This is a genomic window from Mycobacterium sp. IS-2888, from assembly GCF_001954215.1.
GTDB lineage: Bacteria > Actinomycetota > Actinomycetes > Mycobacteriales > Mycobacteriaceae > Mycobacterium.
Window position 1 is genome coordinate 180,401 of sequence record NZ_MBET01000099.1, and the last position, 21,302, is coordinate 201,702.

Genomic DNA, 21,302 nt, shown 5'->3' on the forward strand with positions numbered 1-21,302 from the left:
GCGCACATAAGGAGTGGACTATGGCGACGGCTGCCGAGGCGCGTGTTTGGGCGCGAGGGGCACTGCGGGGAATCGGCGACTCCCTCTACACGCCGTTCTGCGGCGCCGACGGCGACGACATCGACTGGGACGCCTACCGGACGCTGGTGGGCTACTGCGTCGGCGACCTCGGCCACCCGATGTTGTGGTGCACCAGCGGCATCGCCGAGTTCTGGTCGCTGACCCTCGACGAGCGCAGACGCCTGTTAGAGGTGGCAATCGAGGAGGCGCGCAGGCTGAATCCCGATGTCGTCGTGCAGGCCTGCACGGCCGCGATGTCGGCGAAGGACTGTCTGGAGTTGACGCTCCACGCCCAAGAGGTGGGCGCCGACATCGCCTACATCCAAACGCCGATGATGGAGGCCCACGGCGGCGAGGGCGTGTTGCGGTTCTTCAAGTACATCGCCGCGCGCACCGATATCGCGTTGGGGATGTTCAACTCCCCGTCCTCCGGCTACGTGTTGACCCCGGCCGAAAGCGCGCGGATCTACGACGAGGTACCCGCCGTGTGCGCCACCAAGGAGGGCGCCTTCCGGCCGGAGGCCAGCCGGCGGCTGCACGAGTTGGCGCCCGACTTGGCGATCTGGGAATGCGACCGGACCGTGTACCGCGCGGGGTGGTTGCGTGCCGGCATCGTATGCCCCGCGCAATTGGGTACGGCCGGCTACCTGTTCGAGACCCCCAAGCGGCGACTGTTTTCCGAGTACTGGGATCTGGTCAGCAACGACAAACTGCTCGAGGCGATGGACTACGGCCGCGAGTCCGGGATGGACCAGTTCGACCTGGACGTCGGATCCTGGTGGACCTGCTACCCCGGGCGATCGGACTACTTGACCCACTGGGGCGGCGCGTTCAAGTACGCCGCCTCGCTGCTGGGTCTGCCGGTGGGTGACTACCCGCACTCCCGGCCGCCCCAAGCGGTGCTGCCGCCCGAGGCGAAGGCCCAGATCGAGAAGGCCTACCGCCGGCTGGGGCTCATCGACCAGTAGCTGTCGCGCGAAAACGATTGGCGGCGAGCTACTTTCAAGACGAAAGGCCCGACCTCCGACGAGCCGGGCCTTTCGCCATGCAGTTGATGCTTAGTGTTGTTCGGCCTGCTGGCGTTTCTCCGCGAGCTTGGCCGCGCTGCGGGCGGATTCGGCTTCGGCCTCCTTCTTCGCCGCATTGCGCTGGGCCTGGGCCTTGTCCTGCTGAGCCTTGCCCTCGTTGAACAAATCGTCACGACCGATCACCGCGCCGATGACGACCTTGGCCTTGCCCTTCACGTCTTCCACGACGCCCTTGACGGCTTCCGCCACACCGCTCTTGATGTCAACCATTGCATTCCCTCCCCTCGCTAATGGATGTCTCCTATGCGTCTTCCCGGTCGCCGGGCGGGACCAAACGTGTGTCGCGGCGTGTCGCTCGCCACACCCGGGACACGAATCATCCGATCGCCTCGTGAGCGGGGGATTTACACTTCCGTCGACGACTTCGGCGACACGGAATTCGCTGTTGGCCCGGGTTTCGTGTGGCCCCGGTGGCAGTTGTGGAATGCGGTACCGATAGGTATACAGTATGGGTACAAAAAGCCCACCGAATCCGGCAGTCAAGCACGAGGGGGTGCCGCGCACGATGTCCGGCAGCGACGGCGCCTCAGACGCCGAAGACGCTGTGCTGTACGAGGCCACCGATAGTGGAATCGCGATCCTCACGTTCAACCGCCCCGAGCGCCTCAACGCCTGGGGCCCCGACCTTGCCGCCGGGTTTTACGCCGCCGTCGACCGCGCCGAACAGGACCCGGACGTCCGGGTGATCGTGCTGACCGGCCGGGGCAGGGGATTCTGCGCCGGCGCCTACCTGGGCGCGCCCGGTTCGGCGGCCAAAATGGGCGAGACCATGGAGAAGGCGGGTCGGACCGACCTGGCCGACCTGGTTGGCGAACGCCCGCCGCATTTCGTGACCACGCTGCGCAAACCCGTCATCGCCGCGATCAACGGTTCCTGCGTCGGCATCGGGCTCACCCAGGCGCTGATGTGCGACGTCCGGTTCGCCGCCGCCGGAGCGAAGTTCGCCGCCGTGTTCGCCCGCCGCGGGCTGATCGCGGAATTCGGCATCTCCTGGATACTTCCCCGGCTGACCAACTGGGGCGTCGCCCTCGACCTGTTGCTGAGCGGGCGCACTTTCCTCGCCGAGGAGGCCGCCCAGCTGGGCCTCGTCAAAGAGGTCGTCGCGCCGGAAGACTTGATGAAGCGTGCGCTCGACTACGCCGAGGACATCGCGCGCAATTGCTCGCCGGCGTCGATGGCCGTGATCAAGACGCAGGTATACGGCGACGCGACGCGCGATGTCGTGGAAGCCACTTCGCGTGCCGAGGTGTTGCTGCACGAGGCGATGCCGCGACCTGACGTCATCGAAGGGATCACGAGCTTCCTCGAGAAGCGCCCGCCGCAGTTTCCCTCGCTCGCGGGTACTGGAAAGGAATCATGATGGGCAGCTTGCGGTACAAGGCGATTGACGTCGACAACCACTACTACGAACCGCTCGACGCGTTCACCCGCCACCTGGACAAGGCGTTCAAGAGCCGCGGCGTGCAGATGGTCACCCAAGGCAAGCGCACTCTGGCCGTGATCGGGGGCCGGGTAAACCATTTCGTTCCCAATCCGACCTTCGACCCGATCATCGTGCCGGGCTGCCTGGACTTGTTGTTCCGCGGTGAGATTCCCGAAGGCGTCGACCCGGCGTCGCTGATGAAGGTCGAGCGACTGGCCGAACATCCCGAGTACCAGAACCGTGATGCGCGCATTCAGGTGATGGACACCCAGGACATCGAGACCGTGTTCATGCTGCCGACATTCGGTTGTGGGGTCGAGGAGGCGCTCAAGCACGACATCGAGGCGACGATGGCGTCGGTGCACGCCTTCAACCTGTGGCTGGACGAGGACTGGGGCTTCGACCGGCCCGACCACCGGATCATCGCCGCGCCGATCATCTCGCTGGCCGATCCGGTCCAGGCCCTCGCCGAGTTGGAGTTCGTGTTGGCGCGCGGCGCCAAGCTCGTGCTGGTGCGACCGGCGCCGGTGCCCGGCCTGGTCAAGCCGCGGTCACTGGGTGATCGCAGCCACGATCCGGTGTGGGCGCGACTGGCCGAGGCGGGCGTTCCGGTGGGATTCCACTTGAGCGACAGCGGCTATTTGCACATCGCGGCGGCGTGGGGCGGCAAGTCGACGTTCGAGGGATTCGGCGCCAAGGACCCGCTGGATAACGTTCTCCTCGACGACCGTGCAATTCATGACACCATGGCCTCGATGATCGTGCACGGCGTGTTCACCCGGCATCCGAAACTCAAGGCGGTTAGCATCGAAAACGGTTCGTACTTCGTCCACCGGCTGGTCAAACGCCTCAAGAAGGCGGCCAACACCCAGCCCCGTGATTTCCCCGAGGATCCGGTGGAACAGCTGCGCAACAACGTCTGGATCGCCCCCTACTACGAGGACGATTTGCCGGAGTTGGCCGAAGTCATTGGCGTCGACAAGATCCTGTTCGGCTCCGACTGGCCGCACGGCGAGGGCCTCGAGTCCCCGTTGTCGTTTGTCGGGGAGCTTAAGGATTTCAGCGACGCGGATATTCGAAAGATCATGCGCGAGAACGCCTTAGATCTGCTGGGCGTCACAGCCCCAGTGGCGGCCTAGGCGGCCAGCCCGGTGAGCGAATGGACCGTCGGGGCGGTACTCGACGCGATCGCCGAGGTGGTACCAGACCGCCTGATGACTGCCTGTGGCGACCGGCGCAGCAGCTTCGCCGACTCGGCAGTTCGAACCAGTAGGCTGGCAAACTTCCTCATCGACAAGGGATTCGGGGTTTACGCGTCGCGCGACACGCTCGAACGATGGGAGTGTGGTCAGGACCGGATCGCGCTCATCATGTACAACGACCTGTATCCGGACATGCTGATCGGATGCCTGAAGGCGCGCGTGGTTCCGGTCAACGTCAACCATCACTACTCGATGCGTGAGATCGGCGACCTGCTTGACTACATCCGTCCGCGGGGCATCATCTATCACCGCTCGCTCGGCGCCCGGTTCGCCGAGGTGTTGCCGCCCAACGGCACTGAGTTGCTGGTTTCCGTCGACGACGGAAGCGGCGCTTCCGAACTGCCGGGGGCCATCTCGCTCGATGACGCCCTGGCCGCCGGTGCCGCCGACCTCGACCTGGCTGGATCGCCGGACGATTTGATCATGATGTGTACTGGCGGAACGACGGGACGGCCCAAGGGAGTCCTGTGGCGCCAAAGCGACATGTACGTGTCGTCGATGGTGGGCGCCGACCACGAGAGCGTCACCGAGATCCACGACAAGGTCCGCCCCGGCGGCCCACCCTGGTTCGCGGTCTCGCCACTGATGCACGCGGCGGGGATGTGGACCGCGTTCGCGGCGCTCTGTGCGGGCCTGCCCGTCGTGCTCTACGACGATCGCCACAAGCTCGACGTGCGGTCGGTGTGGGAAACCGCCGAGCGGGAAAAGGTGGGCATGATGACGATGGTCGGCGACGCGTACGCCGGCCCGCTGGTCGCCGAACTACAGGCGCACACCTACGATCTGTCGGCGCTGAACGCCATCGGCACCGGCGGCGCGGCCACCCACGCGAAATACAAACGGGCACTGATGGAATGCCTGCCGCACATCACCATCATCGAAGGCTACGGATCGTCGGAATCCGGGAACATGGCGTTCGGGCACAGCCGCGACGGGCACGCCAGCGAAACCTTCGAACCCAGGGTCGGCGCCACCGTCGTCTCAGCCGACCGCAGCCGGTTCCTGGAGCCCGGTGAGCAGGAGATCGGCTGGGCCGCGAGGACCGGCCGGATTCCGCTCGGATACTTCAGCGATCCCGATGGCACCCAACGGACCTTCCCGGAGATCGACGGCCAGCGAGTCGTGATCCCGGGCGACCGGGCGTCCCTTGAAAAGGACGGCACCATCCGCCTTTTCGGCCGCGATTCACTCGTTGTCAACACCGGGGGCGAAAAGGTGTTCGTCGAAGAAGTCGAGGAGGTGCTGCGCGCACATCCCGGCATCGCCGACGCCCTCGTGGTGGGGCGCCCGAGCGAACGGTGGGGCCAGGAAGTCGTCGCGCTCGTCGCCGCCCACCCGGGCGCCGACCTCGGCGGAGATGGGCAGGACCTCTATACCTTCTGCACCGCGCAGCTCGCGCATTTCAAGGCGCCCAAGGCATTCATCTTCGTCGAGCAGATTCAGCGGCTCGGCAACGGTAAGCCCAACTACCGCTGGGCCCGAGAGCAAGCCGAACAGAAGGTGTCATGAACACGGGAGCGATCGACTGCCTGGTCAACGTGCACTTCGGTGAGACGGATTCCCAGCCCTCCTGGATGCTCAAGGTCCGCGACGACTACTTCAAGGGGCCGGAGTCGATGTTCGCTCCGGTCGACCTGTCCGAGCTGCTCGACGAGATGGACGAGCAAGGTGTCCAGAAGGCGATCCTGATGGACTCGCTCGCCAATCCGTCGACCACCGCGCGCAAGTTCGTCGAAGCCAAGCCGGATCGGTTCGCGCTGGCCATGGGCGGGGTCAACCTGCTGCGTCCGGTGCGCTCATTGCGGGAACTGAGCGGGATCGTCGGCGACCTGCCGGTCGCGTATGCGGTTGTGGGGCCGAGCTTCTGGGGCGACGGCCAGTATCCGCCCAGTGACGCGGTCTACTACCCGCTCTACGCCAAGTGCGCGGAGATCGATCTCCCGCTGTGCGTCAACACCGGCATCCCGGGACCACCGATTCCCGGCGAGGTGCAGCACCCCATGCATCTCGACCGCGTGTGCGTGCGGTTTCCCGAACTGAAGCTGTGCATGATCCACGGCGCGGACCCGTGGTGGGACGTCGCGATCCGGTTGCTGCTCAAGTACGCCAACCTGCGGTTGATGACATCGGCATGGTCGCCGAAGCGGCTGCCGGAAAGCCTGCTGCACTACATGCGCACGCGCGGTCCCGACAAGGTGATCTACGCGTCCGACTGGCCGGTCCTGCGCATGCGCCGCGTGATACCCGAAGCCCGTGCGCTGGACCTGCCGGCCGAGGTCCTGGACAACTACCTCTACAACAACGCGCAGGAATTCTTCTTCGGACAGGAGCACTGACCATGGACCGCTTCGAACTGCGCAGACTGGACTACAGCCTGTCCGACGACCACGTGGACCTGCAGAACGCCTACAGGCAGTTCTTCAAAACCCACTGCCCGATCGAAACGGTGCGCGCCGCAGAGCCTTCCGGCTTCGACAAGAACCTCTGGGAGCGGTTGTGCGCGATGGGCGCGACCACGATGGCGCTACCGGAATCGTGTGGCGGTGACGGGGCGACGTTGGTCGATCTCACCCTGGTGGCCGAAGAGATCGGCCGGTCACTGGCGCCGGTCCCGTGGATCGACCATGTCTGCGCGGCGCGGCTGCTGGGACGCCTGGACGCACTGGGCGCCGAAACCGCCGGCGTGACCAATGGAGAACAGCTCGCCGCGCTCGATGCGCGCCTCGACGGCTCGCCGGGCCCGCGCCTGATACCGACCGGGTCGATCGCCGACCACATCGTCGTCCGCGACGGCGATCAGGTGGTGCGCCTGACGTTCGGCACCCGGCCGGCCACGGTCGACAACATCGGCCGGCTACCGATGGCGTGGGTGGATCCGGCCGCGGCCGACGCCCGCACGGTCATCGCCGAAGGACCCGACGCGATCGCGAATTACACGCGGGCGCTGGATGAGTGGCGGCTGCTGACCGCTGCGGCCCTGGTGGGCCTGGTCGAGGAAACGATGACCATCGCCGCGGAATTCGCCAAGACCCGCTACACGCTGGGTGTGCCCATCTCGACGCTGCAGGCGATTTCGCATCCGCTGGCGAACATGGCCATCACCGTCCAGGGCGGTCGCAACCTCGCCCGGCGCGCAGCGTGGTTCCTGGACAACGAACCCGACGAACGACCCGAGCTGGCGCCGTCGGCATTCGTGTTCATGGCCGAGGAGGCCGCCAAAGCCGCAACCATGGCGGTGCACATCCAAGGCGGGCTTGGGGTTTCGTCGGAGGCCGCCGCGACTGCGTATCTGGTCCGGGCCAGGGGGTGGCCGCTGGCGGGCGGCGACCCGGGTGCAACCGCCCAGCGGGTCGCCGAGATTGTGACCGCCCGTGAATGCGCCCCCGTAGGACAGGAGCATTAGATGGATTTCTCCCGGGTTGAGCTGTCCGATGCGGACCAGGCCTTCCTCGATGAGGCGCGGAACTTTCTGGGCACCCACATGACCGAAGAGGTCAGGCGGCGAGACCGCGAAACCGGCGACAACTTCGACGAAGGTCTGCATCTCAAATTCGGTGCCGCAGGCTATTTGGCCAAGGAGTGGAAGCCCGAATCGGAGGGCGGGTTCAGCCGGGTGCATCGGCGCATCTGGGAGCTGGAGAAGCGCCGCGCGCACGTGCCGTGGGTGACGTGGGGGACCACCGCCATGGTGGCGCGCTCGGTGCAGAAGTTCGGGTCACCGGAAGTTCGCGACGAGGTGCTGCCCAAGGTCTTCAGCGGCGAGGTCCGGCTGTGCCTGGGCTACACCGAACCGGAAGGCGGCTCCGACGTCGCGACCTGCAAGACCCGCGCGGTGCGCGACGGTGACGCGTGGGTCATCAACGGCTCCAAGATGTTCACCACCGGCGCGCACAACTGCCAGTATGTCTTTCTGATCACCAACACCGACCCCGATGCGCCGAAACACAAGAGCCTGACCATGTTTCTGGTGCCGTTGGATACCCCGGGCATCGAAATCCAGGGCATCCGCACGGTCGACGGCGACCGGACCAACATCGTCTACTACAGCGACGTCCGCGTCGACGACAAGTATCGGCTCGGGGAGGTGAATGCGGGCTGGACGGTGCTGCGGGAGCCGCTCAACACCGAGCACGGCGCGGTCGCCGCCGCGCCCGACGGGCTGCAGGACACGTCGATCATGATGCACCAGGCCGGCTCGCTGGCCGAGGCGGTGGACAAGGCCGTGGTGCGCGTGACGCAGCCCGGCCCCGACGGCCGCCGGCTTGTCGATGACAAGTCGGTCGCGTACCGACTGGGCCGCAGCTTCGCCCGGTTGGAGGCGGCGCTGTCGTCCCCGAACATCTACGGCAGGGTCGCCATCGCACAAACGATGCGCGACATCTCCCCGGAGCTGATGGACATCCTCGGGGCGGCGTCGGCCCTGCCGTACGGGACCGACGGAGCCGCCGACGACGGCAGCGCGGAATACGCCTATCGGTTCGCCCCCTTGGTCGGAATCTACGGCGGCACGCTGGAGGTGTTCCGAAACATGATCGGCCAGTACGCGCTTGGGCTCGGCAAGCCCGCGTACGCGCCGCCGAAAGTTTCCTGACGCGCCGTTCGGCGTCGCGGCTGAGGCCGTCAATATCGTTGCGGTTCCTAAGGTGACGCCGCGGCATTCGTCGCCTGCGCGTCGCTCTTGAAGGCTTCGCGTCGGATCATTTCCCACACCGTGGGCGTGTGCTCGGTTGTAGAGACGACAACCGTCTTCCGCCTCGCCGTCCCATCTTGGGCAAGTTTGACGAGGTAGTCCGCCAAGTCGATGCGCGCCGTGAATGCGCCGACCGGATCCACTTCTCCGGCAACATAATTGGTAACCTGAGGCAGATCGAACAATCCCGACGGACGCACGATCGTCCAGTCGAGGCCGCTCTCGCGCACCAACGTCTCCATCCGCCGGATGTCGTCGTAGACAGTCTTACCAATTGTGCGGGTGATGATCGGCTCAAATAGTCGCAGCATCAGCGGCGCTTGGCGGCGGCCCGGCGCAGGGTAGGCGCCGGTGGAGCTCACGATCACGAGCCGATTGACGCCGGTTTCGCGCATCGCGTTCACGACATTGCGGGTGCCCACCGAATACGTGTCGACGGGCTGGCGGGTGAACGGCACACCGAGCGTCGACAGGACGGCGTCGGCGCCGCCAACCATCCCGGCGAGGCCCTCGCGCCGCACGTCCGCGCCGGCTACCGTCAGCCGCGGATCGGTGATCGGAAAGTCGTCGGGGCGCCGGGTCACGGCAATCGCTGAGTGACCGGCGTCGAGCACGCGCCGGGTCAGCAGCCTCCCGGTCAAGCCATTGGCACCGAAAATCACGGTATGCATGAGTACTCCTTCGATAGTTACCGGCGGCGGGTTGCCGTCTTGTGCCGCTGAGGCAGAGCGGGGATCAGGACCGCTGCGGCCACACAGTGCAGCGCGGTCAACATGAGTTGGGTGTCTAGGGTCGCGGTCGTCCGGAAGACCGGCACGATGGATACCACCAGGACGACCAGGGTCAGCGCGATCCAAATGCTTCGGGGAGATGAGGTGTAGCGCTCGAGCAGCGCGATCGCGATCCAGCCGGCTATGCCCGCAGCCACGGTGGCGACGATGGTCAGCGCGAGGGTGATTTCCCGGGTGCCGATCGGCGTATCCACTATGTAGTCAACGCGGGCTATCCGTCCCAACAGCCACGCCAGACCGGTTGCCGCGGTGGCGATCGCGAGGACGCCGACACGACCGGCGTGGCGTCGCACCGCGAGATGTCCAGTGAAATGCGCCATCGCAATTCCTTCCGCCGAGCTGCTGTGCGGGAAGCGATTTTCCCTGCTCGCTACTACGACGAAACGGCCCGCGCGAAAGTTACAGGCGATCTGGTGGTGGGCGCCGCGTGACCGAGGTCAGGTCGTCAATATCGTGGCGGCGGCGGTGCCCGGCGCCCCGTATAGCTGAGTGAACCCGACCTTCGGATTGCCCGGGACCTGCCGGTCTCCAGCCTCGCCGCGGAGTTGACGAACTATTTCGTGAATCTGGCGCAGTCCGGATGCGCCAATCGGCTCTCCGTTGGCGATCAGCCCGCCGTCGGTATTGACGGGCATCGCACCGCCGATCTCGGTGGCACCGTCGGCGAGCAGCTTCTGCTGATCACCGTGCGCGCAGAACCCGCATTCGGCCATGTGGATGATTTCGGCGCCGGCGTCGGTGTCCTGCAACTGGATTACGTCAACGTCGTCCGGCGCCACGCCGGCCTTTTCGAATGCGGCCTTGGCCGCATAGACGGTCGGTGACACGTCCTCGTCGACCGGGGCGAAGGTGGTGTTGACCTCGTAGGCGCCATAGCGGCGAGTGCGAACCTCCGCGGCACGCAGGTATACGGGTTTGGCGGTGTAGCGGTGTGCGATGTCGGCCCGGCACATCACCGCGGCCGCGGCGCCCTCGTCGGGTGCGCAAAACATGTACTGGGTCAATGGGTAGTTCAGGATCGGCGAACTCAGGATCTGGTCCTCGGGGATTGGCTTGCGGCGAAAGGCGTTGGGGTTCAACGCTCCATTGCGGAAGTTCTTGGCCGCGACCTTAGCGAGCGTGCCCTGAGAGATGTCGTGCTCGTGTAAATAGCGGTTCGCCTTCATCCCGAAGAACTTAGTGGTCAGATACTGCCCGTTCTCGGCATACCATCTCGGCATACCGACCAGCGCCGGGTCTTCGGTGAACGCCCCGCGCGGGTGCTTGTCCAAGCCGATGGCGATGCCGATGTCGTAATCGCCCAACCGGATCCCATCGGCACAGGCCTTGACCGCGCTGGCCGCGGTCGCGCACGCGTTGAACACATTGGTGAACGGGATGCCGGTCAGACCGACCATCGCGACAATTGCATCGGGGTTGGCCACCGTCCAGCTGCCACCCGTGGCGAACTGGATGTCCTGCCACGCGACACCGGCGTCGGCAACCGCGGCGAAAATCGCATCCGCTCCCATCTGCATCGCGGATTTGCCCTCGAACCGACCGAACGGGTGCAGCCCAACCCCAATAATCGCAACGTCATTCACGCAATGGCTCCCGATTCCTTCAATTCGGCGATGCGATCCCAGTCCATGCCGAGCTCCATCAGAACGATCTCGGTGTGCTCGGAGGCCTGGGGCGCCCTGGTGGTCACCAGCGGCTCGTGGTTGAACTGCACCGGGCCGCGGACGACCTTGAACGGTTCGCCGCCGCTGGCGAGCTCGACTTCGCTGATCATGTCGTTGGCGATGGCCTGCTCATCGCTGGCCAGGTCGATCAGGCTCTGGAACGGCGCCCACTGGCCTTTCATCGTTTTCAGGTGCTGGCGCCAGTATTCAAAGGGCTTGCCGGCGAAGGCCTTCGCGATCAGTTCGGCGGCCGCGTCGGCATTCTGTATCAATGGGAGCACGTCGGCGAAGCGGGGATCGTCGGCGGCCTCGGGGATGCCGAGATGCTCGAAGGTGTCGCGGATCAAGCCGGTCGGGCTGATGATGCACAGGTTGATCGTGCCGCCGTCGGAGGTTTCGTAATTGCCCATGAACGGATTGACCGACGGCGCGCCGGAACCCGGCATGAACGTGCGCATGACCTCGCCGGTCTCCATGCCCTGCGTCACGCTCGCCCCCGCCGCCCACCAGGCGGTGCTCAGCAACGACACGTCGAGCTCGAGGGCCTCGCCGGTGCGCTCACGATGCAGCAACGCGGCCGAGATGCCGCCGGCGATGAACATGCCGCCGATAGAATCGCCGAACGCTGGAATGCCCTGCCCCAGTGCGCCGCCCAGCTCCTCGGGGGTCAGCGCGTATCCGATGCCGCTGCGCGTCCAGAACGCCGTCCCGTCGTACCCGCCGACGTCACGCTCGGCGCCCTTGTCGCCGTACGCAGAACCGCGGGCATACACGATGTCCGGGTTCGCCGCGCGGATGTGTTCGACGTCGAACTTGTGCTTCTGCCGTTGCGCGGGCATGTAATTGGTCAGGAACACGTCGGACGTCTTGGCCAGTTCGTAGATCACTTCCTGGCCGCCCGGCGTGGAAACATCGATCCCGATGCTGCGCTTGCCCCGGTTGGGGTGCTCCATCAACGGGTGTCGGTCCGGGTCGACCTGGATGCCGCCCATGTTGAGGAAGCCGCGCTGGGTGTCGCCGCGCACCGGGTGCTCGACTTTGAGAACGTCGGCGCCCCAGTCCGCGAGGATGGCCCCCGCCGCGGGGACGAACGTAAACTGCGCAAGCTCCAGGACCCGAAAGCCCTCCATTACCTTGACCATTCCCGGACCCTACTTCGCCTCGAACGTCACGGGAAGCGCCGTCGGCGAACGGAACGGCTGACCGTGGATGTGTGGGTCGTTGTCCGCCAGCAGGTTGACGTTGGTCAACCGATTCAGCAGGCATTCGAGGGCGACGCGGGTTTCCAGCCGCGCCAGGTGCAGGCCCAAACACGTGTGCTCGCCGGCGGCGAAAGAGATGTGCGGCATGTGCTTGCGGAAGATGTCGAACTCCTCCGAACGCTCCCAGCGTTGCTCGTCGCGATTCGCCGAGCCGATGCACACGCCGATCACCGAGCGTGCCGGGATCTCAACGCCTTCCACTTCGGCGTCCTCGGTGGTGAACCGCTGCACGGTGGTCAGCGGCGTCTCGAATCGCAGTCCCTCCTCGATGGCCTGGGGGATCAGTTCGTGGTCGGCCTGCACGGCGGCGAATTGGTCCGGATGCGTCAGGAGCAGATACAGCAGGTTTCCCGACGACCGGTAGGTGGTCTCCAATCCGGCGGGCAGCAGCAGGCGCAGGAAGGAGTAGATGGCTTCGTCGCTGAGCTTTTCACCATCGATCTCGGCGGTGACCAGGTCGCCGATGATGTCCTCGGTGGGCTTGGATTTGCGCCGCTCGATCTGTTCGACGAAGTAGTCCTTGAGCGCCGCCGACGCCTCGAAGGCCCGCTCATAGTTGACGTGGTAGCTGATCAACTCCACAGCGCGCTGGTGGAACATCCCCAGGTCTTCGTCGGGCAGGCCGAGGAGCCGGGCGATGACGCGGGTGGGGAACTCGAAGGTGAAATTCCGGACCAGATCCGCCGTACCGGCGTCGATGAACTCGTCGATTAACGCGTTGCAGACCGGCCGCACGATGGCGGGCTCCCACTGCGCCAGCGCCTTCGACTTGAACGCGGCGGAGACCAGGTTGCGATGATCGCGATGCTTCTTTCCCTCCATCGCCAGGATGGTGGGCCCAATAAACAGGCCGATCGTTTTGTCGTAGGGCTCGGAGCTGAATACCCGGCCGTCGCGAAACACCGTGTTGACCGCGTTGAACGAAACCGCGGAGTACTCCCGTTTGGGCATCAGGGATTCGGGCGTCTTCGAGTAGTCCATCACGGTGCCGCGGAAAATGCCGGCCTGCCGGCGCTTATGTGCGAAGAAGGGGTAGGGGTCGCGCAGGCTGACGGTTTCGTCGCCGGTGCCGGCGGCGGTGTGAACGTTGGTCGTCACCTGATCTCCAACATGATTGCCGTGAACGGGCGGTCCTCGCGTACGATCGTACTGTAATTCTTACAGTAGACAATATGGGTTTATCTGCGTTGGTACTTCACGCGTTCACCGCCTGCTCGCGCGCCCACCGGTAATCGGCCTTGCCCGACGGGCTGCGCTCGATCACCGGACGGAACACCACCGCCTTGGGAAGTTTGTAGCGAGCCAAGGATTGTGCGGCGTGTGCGACAAGCTCGTCGGCGCTGGCGTCGGCGCCTTCGGCCAGCGCGACCACGGCAACAACCTCCTGGCCCCACCGCTCGCTCGGGCGCCCGGCCACCACCACATCGGCTACCGCGGGATGCGACGCGATCGCGGTCTCGACCTCCTCGACGAAGATCTTCTCGCCGCCGGAATTGATCGTCACCGAATCGCGGCCCAGCAATTCGATGCTGCCGTCGGCGCGGTGGCGTGCCCGGTCGCCGGGGATCGCATAGCGCACGCCATCGATCACCGGAAATGTCTTGGCGGTCTTGGCCGCATCACCCTTGTAACCCAACGGAACGTAGCCCCGCTGCGCCAGCCAGCCCATGCCGTCGTGCCCTGGTGGCAGGATCGCGGTCAAGTCCTCGGCCGCGACGAAGGTGTCCGGTCCAGCGTTGAAGGTTCCGGTCGACACCGCGCCCGACGTCGACAGGTGGTGCATCTGCGCACCGGTCTCCGAGGATCCGACGCCATCGACGACGACGGCGCTGGGCAGCGCGTCGATCAAGCGCTGCTTGACATACGGGGTGAGCAACGCGCCGCCGTTGGCGACCACGGCTAGCGACGACACGTCGGCTGTGCCCTTTTCGATGGCGGCAAGCAGCGGCCGCGCCATCGCGTCGCCCACTACGGTCACCACGGGCAGTCGTTCCCGCTCGATGGTGCGCACCACTTCGTCGGCGTCCAAATGATCGACGACGGAAGGGAAGACGACGGACTGCCCGGTTGTGATCGCCATCATCACGCTCCACTGGGCCGCACCATGGATCAGCGGCGGCAGAATCATCAACTTGGTGCCGGGGCCCGCGACTACCCCCGCCGTGATCTCGTCGATGGAGGCGAAGGGCTCCCCGGTCATCAGGCTGCGCCCGCCGAACGACGTCATGAAGATGTCATGCTGGCGCCACAGCACACCCTTCGGCATCCCCGTGGTGCCCCCGGTGTACAGGACGTACAAGTCATCGGGCGACGGCTGCACCGGTGGCGGCGCGGGCGAGCTGGAAGCGACGACGGTCTCGTAATCCACTGCGCCGTAGACCAAGTCGTTGCCCGAGTCGTCGGCGATCTGAATCAGCACGCGTAGCTGCGGCAGGTCCGGCAGCACCTCGGCCACGCGCGGCGCAAACGCGGAATGGTAGATCAGCGCGGTCGCCCCCGAGTCCGCCAGCAGGTACTGCAGCTCGCTCTTGACGTACCGGAAGTTGACGTTGAAGGGCGCAACCCGCGCGGCGAACGTGCCGAGCAACGCCTCGACGAACTCGTTCCCGTTGTATGCGTAGATGCCGAGTAGATCCTGGCCCACCTCGTGTCCGGCGAGCGCTGAGCGCTCGGTGTGACATCCCAGTCCCCGCGAGTGCAGATATGAGGCGAGCCGGTTCGATCGCTCGAGGATTTGTGCGTAGCTGTAGCGCCGCTCGCCTTGGATCAGCAACTCCCGATCGGGAATCGCGGCGGCGACGGCTGTCGCGACGGCTGGCACCGTGAATTGTGTTGCGGTGTCGGTCATGGCCGTGTCCATACCCCGAGCAGGTCGTCGGTCGTGGTGATGGTCGCCAGCAGCGACAGGGTGTTGGCGATGATGGCCTCTCCGTATTCGGTCGGGATGCCGGCGACGGCATCACGGGGCACGATGACGCGATAGGCGGCGTTGACCGCATCCATCACGACATTGGGTATCGCGATATTCAGCGAAACACCGACCACCACGATGGTGGATACTCCGAGGTTCCGCAGCACCGCATCAAGGTCGGTACCACCCATCGGCCCGACGCCGTGCCACCGGCTCAGCACCAGATCCGTTGGTTCGGGACCCAATTCGGGCAACACCGCGGCACCGGGCGTGCCGGGGACGATGTCCACCTCGCCGCGCCCGAGCGCAAAGATCTTCGCGTTGTGGCTCGAGCCCAGCCCGTCGGGCCGTCGCTGCACCAGGCAGTGCACGACGCGCACACCAGCCGCCCGCGCCGCCGGCAGCAGCCGCACGATGTTGGGCAGCGCAACGCGGCGCGCCTCCTTCGCGAGCGCGGCCAGGCCGGCGTGCGGGCCGATGACCGCGCCCTGGCATTCCTGGGTGACAATCGCGGTGTGCGCGGGCGCCGCAAGGTCTTGAAGTGCCGTCATGCCGGAACTTCGTAGAATTGGGTCGCCCACTTACGCAGTGCCATATACCCTTTCGCGTCGACCTTGGAGAGCGGTGGGCGCTCCACATATTTCTGATAGCGCCAGATCTGCAGATCGTCGAAGACGGTGGACAGGAACTGCTTTTCGATGACCTCGCGCAACTTGCCGTCAGGCACATCGGCGGAATCGCCGGGGATTCGAGGCCACCAGATCGAGTAGAAGAGGTCGGAGCACTCGTCGTCGACCGGTGTGCAGGTGAAGATCAGCCGATGGTTCTGCGCGCCCTCGAAGACGCTGATCGCCCCGCCCAGACCGAACAGGTGGCTGTGGAATCGCAGCGCGAGATCCTCCGGGTCGTCGCTGCTGGCGTCCGGCCAACCCGCGACGAACCGCCATTCGTGGTCGACGATCTTCCAGTCCAGCACCCTGGGCGTCACGGTGGCGTGGTGCACATACTCGAAATGGGCGCTGTCCGGGGCGTTCTCCGCCACGATCTGCGGATGTACCGGTTCGCGCTCCGCGCGCCGGGAGAACTCCGGATACGCCCGGTAATAGGCCGCCGGGTCGGTCTCGAATTGAGGGAACTTGCGGAAGATGTCCGGCATCTCCCACTGTGGCTCCTTGCCGTCCGGCTGGTGCCAGACGAACACGCAGTCGTACTGCTCCCGCACGGGAAACACCCGCAGCCGCAGCGCGCGGTTGGGCCGGTCCGGTTGATAGGGGATGTATCGATTGGTGCCGTCGGGGCCCCAGCGCCACCCGTGGAAGGGGCACTGGACGCAGTCGCCCACTACGGTGCCGCCGTGGCCGATGTGCGCACCGAGGTGTTTGCAGTGCGCCTCCAGGACATGCAGCTCGCCCGACTCGTCGCGGTAGGCCACCAGATCCTCGCCGAAGTAGTGCAGCGGCCGCGCCTCGCCGATCGGAAATTCGGGCGACCACCCAACCATGAACCAGCCGGTTACCTTCCAGGTGAAGGGCACTTTCACGCCGGCGCCTCCCGTGAGCGTTGATACTAAGTCCGTTACAGTATAGATTTCAGCAGTTCGGTCGGTGCGCGGCAAGGAGCGAAATGACGACAGCGGCTGACGAGCTCGAAGCGATCCGGCAACTCAAGGCGCGCTACTGCCGGTTCCTGGACGCCAAAGATGTCGAGGGCTGGCGCGGCGTATTCACGACCGACGTGGTGGTGTACCTGGATATGGCGGTCTCTACTGGTGGGGCCGATCCCAAGACGGCGCCGCCACTGGAGGGTGTCGACAACTTCGTCCCGATGGTGCTGGGCGGGCTCGAGAACGCGGCCACCATGCATCACTGCCACACCCCGGAGATCACCCTCACCTCGGACACCACCGCGACCGGAATCTGGGCGATGGAAGATTGGATCGTCTTCGGCGACGGCCACGAGTTGCATGGGGCCGGCCACTATCGCGAGACGTACGAGAAGCGGGACGGCAACTGGCTGATCAAGACCCTGCATCTGACCCGAACCATCCTGAAGCTCAGTGATGGCGGTGGCTAAGGCATTGAGCGGTTTGGGCCTCGCCGCGCGCGAGCTGGGCATGGTGCTGCCGAGGACGGTGTCAGGTCTCAACGAGTCGACGGGCTGGGTCCCGGTGTCGCGGCGCGGCGTGCGTCAGTTCGGCGAGGTCATGCTGGACGAGCTTGTGCTGAGCGGCTTCTCGCTGCTGGGCGGGGTCCCCGGTCCGCTGCGGCCGCTGAGTTCGTGCTCCGCGGCGGCCGAGGAGCTGTCGGAGCTGGGCATCGACCGTGCGCACGCCGACCCAAAACCGTTGCGGGTGACGTCGTTACGGCGGCGGCGCATCGCGGGGCTGGCCTACGCGCGGATGATGTTCGAGCACGACCCGGCGCTGCCCAGCACTCTGGAAGCCGAGGGCCTGGGTGGTCCGGCGCGGGCGGCGGTGCACCTGTGCCGGCACCGCGACGGCCCGAGGCCATGGCTGGTATGGGTGCACGGCGCCGGCCAGGGCGGCACGGAAGACCTGTTGTTGTCTCGAATCGGCCGGATACATCACGGGCTGGGATTTAACGTCGCGATGCCGGTACAGCCCGGCCACGGGTGCCGCCGCCGCGAATGGCCCGCCTACCCGGACATGGATCCGCTGGGCAACGTCGCCGGCATGATGCGCGCGGTCTCAGAGGTGCGCGCCGTCGTTCGATGGGTGCAGCCACAAGCCACCGCCGTTGTGGTGGCGGGGATTTCGATGGGCACGCCGGTCGCGGCGCTGGTTTCCCACCTGGAGAGGCAGATCGACGCGGTGGCGCTGTACACCCCGATCCTGGGGCTCAACGCGATGATCGCGCGACACCTGGCGCGGTGGGGGCCGTCGCGTAACGGGTTCCGGGAGCTCTTGGGGTCCCCGGAGATCGCGAAGCTGGCATCGGTGGTCGACCCGCTCGCGGTGGATCCCGCCCCGCCTCCGCACCGCCGGCTCATCGTCGGGGCGTGGCACGACCGGATGGCGATGCGCGAACCCGCGATTGCGTTGCAGGAACGCTGGGGTGGGGAGCTGTACTGGTACGACGGCGGCCACGTCGGCCACGTGTTCTCCCGGCGCGTGCAGCGGGTCACCGAGCGATTCCTGCGCGGGATCGCCGACGACGCGGCCACCGGCTGATGGCACTCGTTCGGACCGCCCGCGAAGTGGTCGAGCTCTACAACCTCGTGGTGTGGAACCAACGCAACCTGACGCTGGCCGAGGAGTTGTTCGCCGACACCGTGATTCGGCACGAGGTGGGGGAGGCGCACACCCTGACCCGCGAGCAGGCGGTCAATCGCGTCAAGGACCTCTGGGAGTTGTTCGACAGCTTGCGCTTCGATTTGAACATCCTGGTCGCCGGCGACGACGGTGAGCACGTCGCGATCGTCTACGACTCGACGATGACCACCAAGGACGGGACCAATACCAACGTCGCCAGCATCGAGGTGTTCCGCATCGTCGACGGCAAGATCGTCGAGGTCTGGAATTGCGGCTACAAGCAAGGGGTTTGGAATTGAGCGATCGCCCGCTGGACGAATTGGGCTACTACCTGCTGGCCGGGGCCGGCGGCGAGGGACCGGCGACCTTGATGGACGAGGCGCGCCGCGGTGAGGAACTGGGCTTCGGCACCGCGTTCATCTCCGAGCGCTGGAACGTCAAGGAGGCCTCGTCGCTCGTCGGCGCCGCGTGCGCGGTGACCAACCGGATGCAGATCGCCACGGCCGCAACCAATCACAACACCCGTCATCCGCTGATCACCGGATCGTGGGCCACCACCATGCACCGGCTTTCGGCTGGCCGTTTCACCCTGGGCATCGGCCGCGGCATCGCCGCGATCTATGGAGCATTCGGCATTCCCGCGGTCACGACCGCGCAGATGGAGGACTGGGCCCAGGTCATGCGCCGGCTCTGGCATGGGGAGATGATCTTCAACCACGACGGCCCGATGGGCAAGTACCCAATCCTGTTTCTGGATCCGGACTTCAACGAAGACATTCGCCTGGCGTTGGTTGCCTTCGGGCCCCAGACGCTCGCGCTCGGCGGCCGGGTATTCGACGACGTCATCTTGCACACCTACTTCACCCCGGAGACGGTGCAGCGCTGCGTGAAAACGGTGAAGTCGGCCGCGGAGAAGGCGGGCCGCGATCCCGACAGCGTCCGGGTGTGGTCGTGTTTCGCGACGATCGGCGACCACCTTCCCGAGCGGTTGCGGCTGAAGAAGACCGTCGCGCGCCTGGCCACCTATCTGCAGGGCTACGGCGACCTGTTGGTGCAGACCAATAAGTGGGATCCCGCTGTGCTGCAACGGTTTCGGGAAGACGCGGTGGTGACGTCGATCGCGGGCGGGATCGATCACAAGGCCACGCCCGAGCAGATCGAGCACATCGCGACGCTGATACCCGACGAATGGCTGGAACCGTCGGCTACCGGGTCTGCGGACCAGTGTGTGGACCGCATCCGCAAGGAATTCGACTACGGGGCCGACGCGGTGATCCTGCACGGGGCGACGCCCGACGAGCTCGAACCCGTCGTCACGGCGTATCGCCTCAGGGCATGATGACGGTTCGGGTCACCGGTTCGGCGGCGGCCTGGCGGCTGGACAGGCCCCGCAGCAGGGATGCGAGCAACGCGTCACGGGTCTCGCGAGGGTCGATGAGTTCGTCGAATCCCATGCCCTCGGCCGACCGATACGACGCCTGCAACTCGGCGTTCCGCAGCTTTTCCGACAGGTCCTCGCCGGCGTGCGACGCCCTGCTCAGCGCCGCCGCGCTCATGGCGCCCATCGTCGCGCCGGGATAGGCGAAGGTCGCGACCTGGTGGTCGAACCCCAGCAGCGACATGACCATGGAACCGAATCCGTACGCCTTGCGCAGCGTGAGGTGCAGCTTCAAGGTGGTGGCCGCCGTCTGCGCCGCGAACATTCGGGCCCCGGCACGCAGCACACCGCTGCGCTCGGACCGACTGCCGGGCAGCATCCCGGGGTTGTCGGCGAGGAAAACGATCGGCAGATGGAATGAGTCGGCCACCATGATGAAATGCGCCGCCTTGTCCGCGGCGGCGGCGTCGATGGAGCCGGCGAGCACCTGGGGCTGGTTGGCCACCACCGCGACCGGATGACCGCCGAGGTGGGCCAGCGCGCAGATGATCGCCTTGCCGAACTGCGGCTGGACCTCGAACCAGTCCGGCCGGTCGAAGATCACGTCGAGCACGGCGCGCATGTCGTACACGCGGCGGTTGTCGCGGGAGACGATGTCGAGCAGCTCCGGCGTCTGCCGCGGCTCGCTGGTCTCGGAGGCGGGCAGCGGCGACGGGTAGGACCACGCGCTCGGCGGGAAGTACGACAGGTAGCGCCGGATATCGTCGAGCACGGCTTCGTCGTCCTCGGCGACGTTGTGGATCACCCCGCTGGGCAGAGCGACGTCCGGTCCACCGAGGTCCTCCTTCGAGATGTCTTCTCCCGTCGACTCTTTGACGACCGGCGGCCCGGCCGTAAAGATCGCGCCCTGGGCGCTCATGATCCGGAAGTCGCACACCGGGGCCACCAGCGCGCCGTGCCCGGCCGACGGGCCGAGCACCGCCGCTACGGTCGGAACGCGACCCGAGCACTGCGCCTGGGCGAGCAGGTCGGTCGGGCTGCGTCCGTAGTGCCCGCCGGTGGGACGAAAGCCCGCGCCCTCGAGCAGCATCACCAGCGGAATCTTGTCGCGCAGCGCCAGTTCGGCGATGCGGTATCGCTTGGAGTTGCCTCCGGGACCGATGCTGCCGGCCATCGTGGTGAAGTCCTCGGCGCCCAGCATTACCGGCGTGCCGTTGATCGCGCCGGAGCCCACGACGAGCGCGTCGGCCGCGACCTCACCGCCAACGAGCGTGCCGAGCTCGCGGAACGTGCCCGCGTCGAGCAGCCGCTCGATCCGCGCGCGGGCGTCGAGCTTGCCCTTGCCGCGGTGCTTGTCGAGGCGCTCCGGCCCGCCCATGGCCAATGCGCGCTGGCGGCGGCGGCCGAGATCCTGCAGCGTCTCACCCCAGTCCTGGGCTTTCGTCATGCTTCTGTCCTACCTCGTGCGGCTGCGATCGCCTAGTTGGAACTTGCAGGGTCAC

Annotated in this window: 21 protein-coding genes; 11 read left to right on the forward strand and 10 right to left on the reverse strand. The window is 66.1% G+C overall.

The window, feature by feature from the left end; genetic code table 11:
• Positions 1-20: 20 nt before the first annotated feature.
• Positions 21-1,028, forward strand: a complete 1,008-nt coding sequence (locus A5745_RS19700; RefSeq protein ID WP_076118248.1) for a dihydrodipicolinate synthase family protein — start codon at positions 21-23, stop codon at positions 1,026-1,028.
• Between the two features lie 90 nt (positions 1,029-1,118).
• On the opposite strand, the gene A5745_RS19705 is transcribed toward A5745_RS19700, so the two are convergent.
• The gene (locus A5745_RS19705) at positions 1,119-1,358 is read right to left on the reverse strand and encodes a CsbD family protein (protein ID WP_076060379.1); all 240 of its coding nucleotides are present in this window, start codon (positions 1,356-1,358) and stop codon (positions 1,119-1,121) included.
• A 295-nt stretch (positions 1,359-1,653) separates the two neighbouring features.
• Between A5745_RS19705 and A5745_RS19710 the strand changes: the two genes are divergently transcribed.
• From A5745_RS19710 to A5745_RS19735, 6 genes are read left to right on the forward strand one after another with little or no spacing between them, the layout of a single operon-like run.
• The gene (locus A5745_RS19710; protein WP_076118330.1) at positions 1,654-2,508 is read left to right on the forward strand and encodes an enoyl-CoA hydratase; all 855 of its coding nucleotides are present in this window, start codon (positions 1,654-1,656) and stop codon (positions 2,506-2,508) included.
• Positions 2,508-3,710, forward strand: coding sequence for an amidohydrolase family protein (locus A5745_RS19715; RefSeq protein WP_076118250.1), 1,203 nt, complete (start codon positions 2,508-2,510; stop codon positions 3,708-3,710). Before A5745_RS19710 ends, A5745_RS19715 begins: the two co-directional genes overlap by 1 nt.
• Positions 3,711-3,722: 12 nt before the next feature.
• Positions 3,723-5,342 (forward strand): acyl-CoA synthetase, encoded by a 1,620-nt coding sequence (locus tag A5745_RS19720; protein ID WP_076118252.1) that lies wholly within the window; start codon positions 3,723-3,725, stop codon positions 5,340-5,342.
• The gene (locus A5745_RS19725) at positions 5,339-6,169 is read left to right on the forward strand and encodes an amidohydrolase family protein (protein WP_076118254.1); all 831 of its coding nucleotides are present in this window, start codon (positions 5,339-5,341) and stop codon (positions 6,167-6,169) included. The genes A5745_RS19720 and A5745_RS19725 overlap by 4 nt, the downstream gene beginning before the upstream one ends.
• A gap of 2 nt (positions 6,170-6,171) precedes the next feature.
• Positions 6,172-7,236, forward strand: coding sequence for an acyl-CoA dehydrogenase family protein (locus A5745_RS19730; protein ID WP_076118256.1), 1,065 nt, complete (start codon positions 6,172-6,174; stop codon positions 7,234-7,236).
• A complete protein-coding gene (locus A5745_RS19735) occupies positions 7,237-8,424 on the forward strand; it encodes an acyl-CoA dehydrogenase family protein (protein WP_076118258.1) in 1,188 nt (395 codons plus the stop codon).
• A gap of 47 nt (positions 8,425-8,471) precedes the next feature.
• Here A5745_RS19735 and A5745_RS19740 read toward each other — a convergent pair whose 3' ends face one another.
• The 8 genes from A5745_RS19740 to A5745_RS19775 form a co-directional block, all read right to left on the reverse strand.
• Positions 8,472-9,194 carry an NAD(P)-dependent oxidoreductase gene (locus A5745_RS19740; RefSeq protein ID WP_076118261.1) on the reverse strand — a complete coding sequence of 241 codons (723 nt, stop codon included), beginning with the start codon at positions 9,192-9,194 and terminating at the stop codon, positions 8,472-8,474.
• Positions 9,195-9,211: 17 nt separating this feature from the next.
• Entirely contained in the window at positions 9,212-9,634 is a 423-nt protein-coding gene (locus A5745_RS19745; protein ID WP_076118263.1) for a DUF6069 family protein, read from the reverse strand.
• Between the two features lie 117 nt (positions 9,635-9,751).
• Entirely contained in the window at positions 9,752-10,897 is a 1,146-nt protein-coding gene (locus A5745_RS19750; RefSeq protein WP_076118265.1) for a thiolase family protein, read from the reverse strand.
• A complete protein-coding gene (locus A5745_RS19755) occupies positions 10,894-12,108 on the reverse strand; it encodes a CaiB/BaiF CoA-transferase family protein (RefSeq protein ID WP_076118332.1) in 1,215 nt (404 codons plus the stop codon). Before A5745_RS19755 ends, A5745_RS19750 begins: the two co-directional genes overlap by 4 nt.
• A gap of 21 nt (positions 12,109-12,129) precedes the next feature.
• Complete coding sequence (locus A5745_RS19760; protein ID WP_076118267.1) at positions 12,130-13,338, reverse strand: cytochrome P450; 1,209 nt, start codon at positions 13,336-13,338, stop codon at positions 12,130-12,132.
• A 97-nt stretch (positions 13,339-13,435) separates the two neighbouring features.
• Positions 13,436-15,088 (reverse strand): acyl-CoA synthetase, encoded by a 1,653-nt coding sequence (locus A5745_RS19765; RefSeq protein WP_076118334.1) that lies wholly within the window; start codon positions 15,086-15,088, stop codon positions 13,436-13,438.
• Positions 15,085-15,702 (reverse strand): cysteine hydrolase, encoded by a 618-nt coding sequence (locus A5745_RS19770; protein WP_076118269.1) that lies wholly within the window; start codon positions 15,700-15,702, stop codon positions 15,085-15,087. Before A5745_RS19770 ends, A5745_RS19765 begins: the two co-directional genes overlap by 4 nt.
• On the reverse strand, positions 15,699-16,691 hold the full coding sequence (locus tag A5745_RS19775) for a Rieske 2Fe-2S domain-containing protein (protein ID WP_076118272.1): 993 nt from the start codon (positions 16,689-16,691) through the stop codon (positions 15,699-15,701). The genes A5745_RS19770 and A5745_RS19775 overlap by 4 nt, the downstream gene beginning before the upstream one ends.
• Before the next feature lie 83 nt (positions 16,692-16,774).
• Here A5745_RS19775 and A5745_RS19780 point away from each other — a divergent pair, with 83 nt between their 5' ends.
• From A5745_RS19780 to A5745_RS19795, 4 genes are read left to right on the forward strand one after another with little or no spacing between them, the layout of a single operon-like run.
• Entirely contained in the window at positions 16,775-17,224 is a 450-nt protein-coding gene (locus A5745_RS19780) for a nuclear transport factor 2 family protein (RefSeq protein WP_076118274.1), read from the forward strand.
• Positions 17,217-18,341: a PHB depolymerase family esterase gene (locus tag A5745_RS19785; RefSeq protein ID WP_083662998.1), complete on the forward strand. Its 1,125-nt coding sequence runs from the start codon at positions 17,217-17,219 to the stop codon at positions 18,339-18,341. The genes A5745_RS19780 and A5745_RS19785 overlap by 8 nt, the downstream gene beginning before the upstream one ends.
• On the forward strand, positions 18,341-18,721 hold the full coding sequence (locus A5745_RS19790) for an ester cyclase (RefSeq protein WP_076060401.1): 381 nt from the start codon (positions 18,341-18,343) through the stop codon (positions 18,719-18,721). Before A5745_RS19785 ends, A5745_RS19790 begins: the two co-directional genes overlap by 1 nt.
• Positions 18,718-19,761 (forward strand): TIGR03857 family LLM class F420-dependent oxidoreductase, encoded by a 1,044-nt coding sequence (locus A5745_RS19795; protein ID WP_076118336.1) that lies wholly within the window; start codon positions 18,718-18,720, stop codon positions 19,759-19,761. The genes A5745_RS19790 and A5745_RS19795 overlap by 4 nt, the downstream gene beginning before the upstream one ends.
• Here A5745_RS19795 and A5745_RS19800 read toward each other — a convergent pair.
• Positions 19,751-21,247 (reverse strand): acyl-CoA carboxylase subunit beta, encoded by a 1,497-nt coding sequence (locus tag A5745_RS19800; RefSeq protein ID WP_076118279.1) that lies wholly within the window; start codon positions 21,245-21,247, stop codon positions 19,751-19,753. The two genes, A5745_RS19795 and A5745_RS19800, sit on opposite strands and share 11 nt — an antisense overlap.
• Positions 21,248-21,302: the final 55 nt, after the last annotated feature.